The following is a 9961-nucleotide window of genomic DNA, read 5'->3' as shown; positions in this document are numbered from 1 at the left end:
AGCGCGGCGCCGGTGACCCGGGGCCGCGCAAACCAGGAAAGCGTGTCGCGAATTACTTGGCTTCGCCGAGCAGGGCCGGCTTGAGCGATTTGTCGACCGGCTTGTCGCCCAGCCAGATGCGCAGGATGGCGTTATAGAAGGTGATATCCGGGACGTTTTCGATCAGCTTCTTGCCGTTCAGCTCGATCTGGGTACCGCTGCCGGGGATCCAGTCGATGTGCAGGCTATCGCCCTTTTTGAGGCCATCGATGGTGGCGAACATTTCGCCGAACTTGCCGATCTGGGCCACGATCTTCTGCTTGTCCGCCTTGTCGACGTTGTCGTTCAGGCCGTCCATGAAGGCCTTGCCGAAGTCTTCCGACGAGATATCGCGTGCCATCTGCAAGGTCACGCGGCGCGGACCCTCCGTTTTGAGGACGTCGGCCACGGCGGTCTTCTTTTCCGGCAGATACAGGCCGGCGGCATACACCTTGATGATCAGCTTGGTGCGCATGCCGGCGCCGTTCAGTTTCAGGTCCTTGCCGGCGACCTTGGCGGTGTCTTCGAACTTGTAGCCGTTGACGTCGACCGAGGCGGCCTGGGCCGGCAGGCTGACGGCGGCTGCCAGCAGGGCGCCGGCCATCATGCCCTTGACGGCGAGGCGGCGGGTAAAGGAAGTGGTGAAGGTGGAAGTCATGCTTGTGTCTCCTCGGATTGAACGTAATGCACTGTTGTAATGGTTAGCTCAGCGTCAGCCGCGGCGTCTGCGCCGCCAGGCTGGGCTCCTGCGCCGCCGGGTCGAGCTTGAAGACGCTGACCGCGCGCGCCAGTCGTGCCGCCTGCTCCTGCATCGCCGCCGCCGCCGCCGCCGCCTCTTCGACCAGTGCCGCATTCTGCTGCGTGGTCTGGTCCATCTCGACGATGTTCTGGCTGACTTCGGCGATCCCGGCGCTCTGCTCGACGCTGGCGGCGGTGATCTCGGCCATGATGTCGGTCACGCGGCGCACGCTCTCGACCACCTCGGCCATCGTCACGCCGGCCTGCTCGACCAGGTGGCTGCCTTCATGCACTTTATCCACAGAATCGCTGATCAGCAACTTGATCTCTTTCGCCGCCGCCGCCGAGCGCTGCGCCAGGTTGCGCACCTCGCTCGCCACTACCGCGAAACCGCGGCCCTGCTCGCCGGCGCGCGCCGCTTCGACGGCGGCGTTCAGGGCCAGGATATTGGTCTGGAAAGCGATGCCATCGATCACGCCGATGATGTCGACGATCTTCTTCGACGAATCCGTGATCGAACCCATGGTGGCGATCACGTGCGACACCACCGAACCGCCGCGTGCCGCCACTTCCGAGGCCTGGGCCGCCAGCGCATTCGCCTGGCGCGCGTTGTCCGCGTTCTGCTGCACGGTATCGGTCAGTTCGCGCATCGAGTGCGAGGTCTGGGCCAGCGAGCTGGCCTGGGCTTCGGTGCGGCTCGAGAGGTCGAGGTTGCCGCTGGCAATTTCGCCGGAGACGCCGGACATCGATTCGGTGCTGGAGCGCACTTCGCCGACGATGCGGATCAGGCTCGCGTTCATGTGGCGCAGCGCGTCCATCATCTGGCCGGCTTCGTCGCGGCTGTCGACCGCGATTTCGCTGGTCAAATCGCCGTCAGCCACGCGCTGGGCGATCTGCACCACCTGGGCCAGCGGTCCGGTGATGCTGCGCGTGGACAGCACCGCCACCCCCAGCGACAGCAGGCAGGCGGCGCCGGCCAGCACCAGGATCAGCATTTCGGTGCGGCGCGTGGCCGCCGCCGCATCGCGCCCGGCCTGGTTCATGGCGGCGTTCTGGTAAGCGACGAACTTGTCGAGCTGCTCGAAATAGCGGGCTTGCTGGGGACGCAGCGAGAACATGAACTTCACCATGGCCTCGTCCTTCTTGTCTTCGTTGACCAGGCCGATGAACTTGGTCTGGGCCGGCAGGAATTTATCCTGGATGACGGCGATCCCCTTCAGGATCTCGGTGCCCTGGGCATCGGCCTGCTTGACCAGTTCCGCTACCGCCGCGGTCGCCTTGGCGCTGCGCTCCTCGGTATTCGCCAGTTCTTTTTTGATCTGGTCCGGATCGCTCATGATCAGGACATTCAGCATGCTGCGCGTGGCTTCGCTGACGTCTTCCTTGACGCGGTTGGCGGCCACCGTGTTGGCGTAGCGCACCTGCACCAGCGTTTCCATCTCCTTGTTCAGGCTTTCCATCCGCAGATACGAAATTCCCGCCAATACCATCAGCAAGGCAATCACGAAGCCGAAGCCCACGGCCAGGCGCTGGCCGATACTCATGTTTCTGATCATTGTTGTCTCCTGGTCCCTTTGGAAAAGTATGGACGTGCTATTTTTTTGATAATAAATATAGCACCATTCAATTTTCCCAAATTAAATATTTGCGACTATTTCCATGCTGCAAGCGCACAACCGATAGTTACTGGATGCAGTCCCAAAGGGGAACAGGAGGGTATTGCCGTGCAACACAGGCAATCGAGAAAGGTGGAGATATGTTGCGTGGATGCCTACACGGCGGGTTTCAGCTGCAATCGCCCTGCTCGCGCTCAATCGCCGACAGCACCGATTTGGCATCCGCGTGCTTGGCCAGTTCCTCCGCTTCGCGGTCGGTTTTTTGGCGAACCCCGGGCATGTCGCGCCGCAGTTCCTCCAACAGCGCGATGATCTTGCTGGTCTTTTCTTCGGTCAGCAGATTGACCTGCAAGTCGAGGTGGGCGTGGTGGTCGGCCAGCCTGGACATCCGGTTCTGGCGGATCAGCACGGTGGTCGAGATGACGAAGGAGTTCAGGCTGACCAGTCCCTGCAGCCAGAAGAAGGGCGGCTCGTCGAAGGTTTGCCAGCCCAGCTCCTCGGTGCAGACGTTGGCGCCGATCCAGAGCAGCACCAGCACCAGGTTGGCGATCACATAACCCGGACTGCCGAGAAAGCGCGCGATCTTCTCGACCACTTTCTGGGTGGTCGAGGTGTGCTCTTCGTTGCGCGCGTAAAACTCGGCGATGGTGCCGATGTTTTCGTTGACCGAAGGGGGAAGCGCGGGCGCCGGCTCGTCAGCGCCCTGGGGGGCCTTGTCCATGACACCAGCATAGTATGTCGTACAACATGCTATGCGTAGCGCTGGACGCTCAGGCTGCGGCCTTGGCGGCGGTCAGCTTTTCGTACTTGGCCTGAAGTTCTTCGCGGGTTTCGCGCCACTCGGGATTGAAGGGGATGCAGGCGACCGGGCACAGGGCCACGCACTGCGGTTCGTCGAAGTGGCCGACGCACTCGGTGCATTTATGCGGGTCAATCTGGTAGAACTCCGCGCCCATCGAAATCGCGTCGTTCGGGCACTCGGGCTCGCACACGTCGCAATTGATGCAGTCGTCGGTAATCAGCAAAGCCATTTTAAAAACCTGTCATCAGGCCTTCGGTGCGGCGGCTGCGGCGGCAGCGCTCATGGCGGCGATTTTCTTCTGCAGCCAGCGGTCGACCGAAGGGAACACGAATTTGGAGACGTCGCCGCCCAGCATCGCGATTTCGCGCACGATGGTGCCGGAAATGAACTGGTACTGGTCGGACGGGGTCAGGAACAGGGTCTCGACGTCGGGCAGCAGGTAGCGGTTCATGCCCGCCATCTGGAACTCGTACTCGAAGTCGGACACCGCGCGCAGGCCGCGCACGATCACGCGCGCGTCATGCTGGCGCACGAAATCCTTGAGCAGGCCGCTGAAGCTTTCGACCTTCACGTTCGGATAGTGGCCGAGCACCTCGTTGGCGATTTCCAGGCGTTCGTCGAGCGAAAAGAACGGTTTCTTGTTCTTGCTGTCGGCAACACCGACGACCAGGGTGTCGAACAGACCCGATGCGCGACGCACCAAATCCTCGTGGCCGCGGGTCAGCGGATCGAAAGTTCCTGGATAAACGGCTACAACCATTGCGGCTCCCTGGAGAATGCACCTGAATAAGCGCGCATTATGCCTGAAAATTCGGCAGCCGCCCCCCTGTAGGGCAGATTTGCGGCTTTTTAGTGTAACTTCAGCAAATGAAAGTGCACCATGCCGGCCTTGTCGCCACGCACCAGCTGCCAGCCCGCTAACCATTCCGGGGTGCCGCCCTCCTCGTCGCCGAACGGCAGCGCCGCGCCCGATTCCGCGTACACCAGGCCACCCTCCTTCAGCAGGCTGGCGCACAGCGGCAGGGTCTGGCTCAGGAAATCCTGCTGGTAAGGCGGGTCGAGGAAGATGACATCGAAACGCTGGCCGCGTTGGGCCAGGTCGCGCGCCACCGCCAGCGCATCGGCGCGCAGGATGCGCACGTTGTCGGCTTTCAGTTTTTCCTTGATCGCTTCCAGCTGGCGCACCACCGGGCCGACGGTATCGATCATGGTCACCGAGCGCACGCCGCGGCTGGCCGCCTCGAAGCCGAGGGCGCCGCTGCCGGCGAACAGGTCGAGACAGTCGAGGCTATCCCAGTCGCCGTCGACCTGGTGCCGGATCCAGTTGAACACGGTCTCGCGCACGCGGTCGGGGGTGGGACGCAGGCCGAAGGCGTCGAGCACCGGCAGCGGGGTGCGTTTCCAGGCGCCGCCGATGATGCGGACTTGTTGTGGCGGGCCCGGACGGCGCGGGTAGGAAGGTTTGTGTGAGGACTTCTTTTGCATGGCGGGACTATAGCATGCACGTGCCCATCCCACGGTAGGGTGGGCTCCCGAGCCCACCATGCTTATTTGCCCTGCGCCAGCGCGTTGAAATCGTTGATCCAGCCCTGCATGCGTTGCTGCGCGTGCTGTTTCTGCTGCGGCGTGGTCAGCTTGATGGCGCTGAGGATGAATTTCGAGGTGCTGTCCACATAAGCATCGTAGAAGGCCTTGCGCTCCGGCGACTCCATGCGGCCGAACATGTCGCGCAGCAGGTCGTGGATCGCGGACATGGTCTGCTCCTTGTTCAGCTTCTGGTCGTGCACGCGGCGCAGCAGGGCCACGATCTTCTTCTGGCGCAGCACGCGCTCCTGCAGGAAGACGTCGTTGTCCAGCGGACGCGCGTCCGAGGCACGGCGCAGTTGCGCTTCCTGTTCGCGGCTGAAACTGCCGAACCATAGTTCGAACTGGTCCATTGCCTTTTTAAAACGGGCTTTATGCTGGTCCTCGACGCTGCCGCTCATGAACTCCTTGCGGAATTTGTCGTTGTTCTTGGCGAACTTCTGCTCCATCTGCGCGATCTGGTCGGGCTTGATCGACATCGCCAGGTCGGCCAGCTGCGGCAGCGCCTTATAGGCCAGCAGCTCGGTGCGGGCCTTGATGTCGCGGTAATCGGCCAGCAATTCTTCCTGGGTGACATTGCCATCGCCCAGCTGGCGCTGCATCTTGGCCAGCAGGCCGGCGTAATCGCGCAGCTGGGTCGTGCGGTGCCATTGGAACAGGTTATCGATGTCCTTCTTGACCCAGTCGGACTGATCGCTGTCCAGATCGATATACGCATTCAACCACCAGTACAGCAGCGTGTCGCCGTGATTGTAGGTAAAACGGATGGTGCTGCAAGCGCTCAGCATGGCCATCAGCGCCACCAGAAACAGCAGGCGTGCGCGGTGGATCAGATGTTGGGGCGTGTTAAACTTTTTCATATTTTTTAACAACTAATTCATTTGGGAACGGCTTATGAACGTAGTCATCCTCGCCGCCGGCATGGGAAAACGCATGCAATCCGCGCTGCCGAAAGTATTGCATCCTCTGGCTGGGAAGCCGCTGTTGCAGCACGTTATCGATACCGCACGCAGCCTGAACCCGACTAAATTATGCGTGATCTACGGGCACGGCGGCGCAGCGGTGCCGAGTGCGGTTCACGAATGGGGTACCAACGCCGGCATCGTCATCGACACCGCGCTGCAGCAGCCGCAGCTGGGCACCGGCCACGCCGTGATGCAAGCCCTGCCCCAGATCGACGAGAACGCGCCGACCCTGGTGCTGTACGGCGACGTGCCGCTGACGACCAGCGCCAGCCTGCAGCGCCTGGTCGAGGCGGCCGGCGACGACAAGCTGGCGATCCTCACCGTGGTCCAGGACAATCCCTTCGGCCTGGGCCGCATCGTCCGCGAAAACGGCGCCATCGTGCGCATCGTCGAGGAAAAGGATGCGACCGAAGAAGAGCGCGCGATCAAGGAAATCAACAGCGGCATCATGGTCATCCCGACCCGCCATCTGAATGGCTGGCTCGGCGCGCTGGGGAACAACAACGCGCAGGGCGAATACTACCTGACCGACATCGTGGCCCAGGCTGTCGCGAACGGCGTGCCGGTGGTGTCCGCGCACCCGTCCGCCGAGTGGGAAGTCGCCGGCGTCAACAGCAAGGTGCAGCTGGCCGAGCTCGAGCGCCGTCATCAGTTGAATATCGCAAATACCCTGCTGGAAAAAGGCGTGCACCTGCTGGATCCGGCCCGCATCGACGTGCGTGGTGAACTGATTTGCGGTCGCGACGTCTCGATCGACGTCGGCTGCGTGTTCGAAGGCCGTGTCGAACTGGCCGACGGCGTGACCATCGGCGCCAACTGCGTGCTGGTGAATACCAAGGTCGCGGCCGGCGTGCAGATCAAACCCTTCTGCCACCTGGAAGACGCGATCGTCGGCGAGAAATCGCAGATCGGCCCGTATGCGCGCCTGCGGCCGGGCACCGAGCTGGCCGAAGATGTCCACATCGGCAACTTCGTCGAAGTGAAGAACAGCAAGGTCGCCGCGCACAGCAAGGCCAACCACCTGGCGTATGTCGGCGATGCCGACGTCGGCTCGCGCGTGAACATCGGCGCCGGCACCATCACCTGCAACTACGACGGCGCCAACAAGTTCCGCACGGTGATCGAAGACGAAGCCTTCATCGGCAGCGATACCCAGCTGGTGGCACCGGTGCGCGTCGGCAAGGGCGCGACCCTGGGCGCCGGCACCACGCTGACCAAGGATGCGCCGGCCGGCAAGCTGACGATCTCCCGTCCGAAGCAAATGACGATCGAAGGCTGGACCCGTCCGGTCAAGAAGAAGTAATTCACCGCCTGCGCACAGCCAGCCCACAGCAAAGCCACAGGATGATCACAAGATAAACACATCCTGGTCCACCGGCTTTGCACAGGGTTTTCGGGTGGTCATCCACAAAGTCATCCACAGGCCCGACCGGTGATCCGGCGGGCCTGTTTGTCTTGGTGGATGCTGGGTTGACGCAACAGCACAGCATGCCGGCTGCATGACTTATCCACAGTGGGTAAAGCGGATTTCGGGGTGGGAAAAACGGTCGATATCGCCCTTATGCGGGCCCACTGCTCATGAATTAAGCGATGTCACAATTCATCCACAGGGCCCTGTGGATGAATTGTGGATTACTTTTTCGGGAAGCAAGGTTTACAGGTAAACAGCTTATCCACATTATCCACATTCCCCTGTGGATGACTTGTGGGTTGGCCTGTTCAGACCACGATGCGCGTCTCGAACTTGCTGCGGAAAGTCGAAAAATAGGCTTTGACGTTGCGCACGTTCTTGTGTGTGGTGAACAGGCGATGCGCCAGCGCGTGGTAGGCCGGCATGTCCGTCACCTGCACCACCAGCACGAAGTCGGGACCGGGAGCGACGCGGTAACACTGCAGCACCGCGGGATCGGTGGCGACGACGGCCTCGAATTCTTCCATGCGGTCGGCTGCCTGCACGTCCAGCGTGATCTCGACGATGGCGGTCAGCCTGGCGCCGACTTTGTCCGGCGAGACGATCGCGACTTGCCGTTCGATAACACCGTTCGCGGTCAGCTGTTTGACGCGCCGCAGGCAAGTTGGTTGGGACACATGTACCAATTCCGCCAACTCGGCATTGGTGTGAGAGGCGTCAAGCTGCAAGGTGTTGAGGATGCGACGATCAAGTTCGTCCAGGATTTCGGGCTCTGTCGACATTTTTATAAAGTTTTAGGAGATATTTGAAAGAATATTTCACTGCGTGGAGGTCGTGAAAGAATCTATCAAAAAGAGGTGGATTTAGAAAGCAAATTTCATGACGTCTACTCTACATTAGTGACATCTGTTAATTCTTATTGGAGTCCATCATGTGCGGTATCGTCGGCGCAGTCGCCCAGCGCAATATCACCCCCATCCTGCTCGAAGGTTTGAAGCGCCTGGAATACCGCGGCTACGACTCCTGCGGCGTTGCCCTGCACGTCGATGGCCGTCTGCAGCGTTCGCGCAGCACCTCGCGCGTGGCCGACCTCGAATCGCAGATCAAGGAAACCGGACTGCAAGGCTTCACCGGCATCGCCCACACCCGCTGGGCCACCCACGGCGCCCCGGCTACCCAGAATGCGCACCCGCACTTCTCGCCGACTGAAGAGAATGCCCGCATCGCCCTGGTCCACAACGGCATTATCGAGAACCACGACGAACTGCGCCGCGAACTGACTGAGCTCGGCTACAAGTTCACCAGCCAGACCGACACCGAAGTCATCGCCCACCTGGTCGACCACATGTACAACGGCGACCTGTTCGAGACCGTGCAGCAGGCCGTCAAGCGCCTGCACGGCGCCTACGCGATCGCCGTATTCTGCCGCGAAGAGCCGCATCGCGTGGTGGCCGCACGCCAGGGGTCGCCGCTGATCGTCGGCCTCGGCAAAGGCGAAAACTTCGTCGCCTCGGACGCGATGGCGCTGGCCGGCACCACCGACCAGATCATCTACCTGGAAGAAGGCGACGTGGTCGACCTGCAACTGGCGCGCTACTGGATCGTCGACGTCGACGGCCGCCCGGTCGAGCGCGAAGTCAAGACCGTGCACGCCCACACCGGCGCCGCCGAACTCGGTCCGTACCGCCACTACATGCAAAAGGAAATCTTCGAACAGCCGCGCGTGGTCGGCGACACCCTCGAGGGCGTCACCGGCATCATGCCGGAACTGTTCGGCGACGAAGCCTTCCGCGTCTTCAAAGAGATCGACCGCGTGCTGATCCTGGCCTGCGGCACCAGCTACTATTCCGGCCTGACCGCCAAGTACTGGATCGAATCGGTGGCCAAGATCCCGGTGAGCGTCGAGATCGCCAGCGAATACCGCTATCGCGACAGCGTCCCGCATCCGCAGACCCTGGTCGTCACCATCTCCCAGTCCGGCGAGACCGCCGACACCCTGGCCGCGCTGAAGCACGCACGCAGCCTGGGCATGACCCACACCCTGACCATCTGCAACGTCGCCCACAGCGCGATGGTGCGCGAGTGCAAGCTGGCCTACATCACCCGCGCCGGCGTCGAAGTCGGTGTCGCTTCCACCAAGGCGTTCACGACCCAGCTGGCCGCGCTGTTCCTGCTGACCCTGACGCTGGCGCAAGTCAACGGCCGCCTGAGCGAGGAAGAAGAAGCGACCTACCTGAAGCAGATGCGCCACCTGCCGGTCGCGCTGAGCGCGGTGCTGGCGCTGGAGCCACAGATCATCGCCTGGGCCGAGGAATTCGCGCGTAAAGAAAACGCCCTGTTCCTGGGCCGCGGCATCCACTACCCGATCGCGCTGGAAGGCGCTTTGAAACTGAAGGAAATCTCGTACATCCACGCCGAAGCCTACCCGGCAGGCGAGCTGAAGCACGGCCCGCTGGCGCTGGTGACCGAAGAGATGCCGGTGGTGACGATCGCCCCGAACGACGCGCTGCTGGAAAAGCTGAAGTCGAACATGCAGGAAGTGCGCGCCCGCGGCGGCCAGCTGTACTGCTTCGCCGACGTCGATACCCAGATCACCTCTGCAGAGGGTCTGCATGTGATCCGTCTGCCGGAACACTATGGTCTGCTGTCGCCGATCCTGCACGTGGCGGCGCTGCAGCTGCTGGCTTATCACACGGCGCTGGCGCGTGGTACGGATGTGGATAAGCCGCGTAATTTGGCGAAGTCGGTGACGGTGGAATAATAGATGGCGGGCTGATGTTCGCCCGCGATAAAAAAAGCCCGGACAAATTTGTCCGGGCTTTTTTTA

10 protein-coding genes are annotated in these 9961 nt (G+C 61.8%); 2 read left to right on the top strand and 8 right to left on the bottom strand.

Annotated features, from left to right (window positions below; genetic code table 11):
- Positions 1 to 52: 52 nt before the first annotated feature.
- The 7 genes from NX782_RS25855 to NX782_RS25820 all read right to left on the bottom strand — a co-directional run bounded on the left by NX782_RS25855 (position 53) and on the right by NX782_RS25820 (position 5618).
- The gene (locus tag NX782_RS25855) at positions 53 to 676 is read right to left on the bottom strand and encodes a chalcone isomerase family protein (RefSeq protein WP_258848377.1); all 624 of its coding nucleotides are present in this window, start codon (positions 674 to 676) and stop codon (positions 53 to 55) included.
- Positions 677 to 719: 43 nt separating this feature from the next.
- The gene (locus NX782_RS26460) at positions 720 to 2312 is read right to left on the bottom strand and encodes a methyl-accepting chemotaxis protein (RefSeq protein WP_308633137.1); all 1593 of its coding nucleotides are present in this window, start codon (positions 2310 to 2312) and stop codon (positions 720 to 722) included.
- Between the two features lie 229 nt (positions 2313 to 2541).
- A complete protein-coding gene (locus NX782_RS25840) occupies positions 2542 to 3093 on the bottom strand; it encodes a DUF1003 domain-containing protein (protein ID WP_258848376.1) in 552 nt (183 codons plus the stop codon).
- A 49-nt stretch (positions 3094 to 3142) separates the two neighbouring features.
- On the bottom strand, positions 3143 to 3403 hold the full coding sequence (locus NX782_RS25835; protein WP_258848375.1) for a YfhL family 4Fe-4S dicluster ferredoxin: 261 nt from the start codon (positions 3401 to 3403) through the stop codon (positions 3143 to 3145).
- Positions 3404 to 3418: 15 nt separating this feature from the next.
- On the bottom strand, positions 3419 to 3934 hold the full coding sequence (gene coaD, locus NX782_RS25830) for a pantetheine-phosphate adenylyltransferase (RefSeq protein ID WP_258848374.1): 516 nt from the start codon (positions 3932 to 3934) through the stop codon (positions 3419 to 3421).
- Positions 3935 to 4023: 89 nt separating this feature from the next.
- Positions 4024 to 4659 carry a 16S rRNA (guanine(966)-N(2))-methyltransferase RsmD gene (gene rsmD, locus NX782_RS25825; protein ID WP_258848373.1) on the bottom strand — a complete coding sequence of 212 codons (636 nt, stop codon included), beginning with the start codon at positions 4657 to 4659 and terminating at the stop codon, positions 4024 to 4026.
- A 62-nt stretch (positions 4660 to 4721) separates the two neighbouring features.
- Positions 4722 to 5618, bottom strand: a complete 897-nt coding sequence (locus NX782_RS25820) for a DUF6279 family lipoprotein (RefSeq protein WP_258848372.1) — start codon at positions 5616 to 5618, stop codon at positions 4722 to 4724.
- Between the two features lie 34 nt (positions 5619 to 5652).
- Between NX782_RS25820 and glmU the strand changes: the two genes are divergently transcribed.
- Positions 5653 to 7026, top strand: coding sequence for a bifunctional UDP-N-acetylglucosamine diphosphorylase/glucosamine-1-phosphate N-acetyltransferase GlmU (glmU, locus tag NX782_RS25815; protein ID WP_258848371.1), 1374 nt, complete (start codon positions 5653 to 5655; stop codon positions 7024 to 7026).
- Between the two features lie 416 nt (positions 7027 to 7442).
- Here the strand turns inward: glmU and NX782_RS25810 are convergent, their stop codons facing one another.
- A complete protein-coding gene (locus NX782_RS25810) occupies positions 7443 to 7916 on the bottom strand; it encodes an Lrp/AsnC family transcriptional regulator (protein ID WP_258848370.1) in 474 nt (157 codons plus the stop codon).
- 149 nt (positions 7917 to 8065) lie between these two features.
- Between NX782_RS25810 and glmS the strand changes: the two genes are divergently transcribed.
- Positions 8066 to 9895, top strand: a complete 1830-nt coding sequence (gene glmS / locus NX782_RS25805; protein WP_258848369.1) for a glutamine--fructose-6-phosphate transaminase (isomerizing) — start codon at positions 8066 to 8068, stop codon at positions 9893 to 9895.
- Positions 9896 to 9961: the final 66 nt, after the last annotated feature.

Origin of the sequence: Massilia norwichensis (genome assembly GCF_024753245.1) — a bacterium.
Classification (GTDB): Bacteria; Pseudomonadota; Gammaproteobacteria; order Burkholderiales; family Burkholderiaceae_D; genus Telluria; species Telluria norwichensis.
This window is presented reverse-complemented; position numbering and strand designations above follow the sequence as displayed.

Bases quoted from the DNA above. Each gene is read 5' to 3' on its own strand.
- NX782_RS25820 (WP_258848372.1), bottom strand. From the start codon at position 5,618: ATGAAAAAGTTTAACACGCCCCAACATCTGATCCACCGCGCACGCCTG.
- coaD (WP_258848374.1), bottom strand. From the start codon at position 3,934: ATGGTTGTAGCCGTTTATCCAGGAACTTTCGATCCGCTGACCCGCGGC.
- rsmD (WP_258848373.1), bottom strand. From the start codon at position 4,659: ATGCAAAAGAAGTCCTCACACAAACCTTCCTACCCGCGCCGTCCGGGC.
- glmU (WP_258848371.1), top strand. From the start codon at position 5,653: ATGAACGTAGTCATCCTCGCCGCCGGCATGGGAAAACGCATGCAATCC.
- NX782_RS25855 (WP_258848377.1), bottom strand. From the start codon at position 676: ATGACTTCCACCTTCACCACTTCCTTTACCCGCCGCCTCGCCGTCAAG.
- NX782_RS25810 (WP_258848370.1), bottom strand. From the start codon at position 7,916: ATGTCGACAGAGCCCGAAATCCTGGACGAACTTGATCGTCGCATCCTC.
- NX782_RS25835 (WP_258848375.1), bottom strand. From the start codon at position 3,403: ATGGCTTTGCTGATTACCGACGACTGCATCAATTGCGACGTGTGCGAG.
- NX782_RS26460 (WP_308633137.1), bottom strand. From the start codon at position 2,312: ATGATCAGAAACATGAGTATCGGCCAGCGCCTGGCCGTGGGCTTCGGC.
- NX782_RS25840 (WP_258848376.1), bottom strand. From the start codon at position 3,093: ATGGACAAGGCCCCCCAGGGCGCTGACGAGCCGGCGCCCGCGCTTCCC.
- glmS (WP_258848369.1), top strand. From the start codon at position 8,066: ATGTGCGGTATCGTCGGCGCAGTCGCCCAGCGCAATATCACCCCCATC.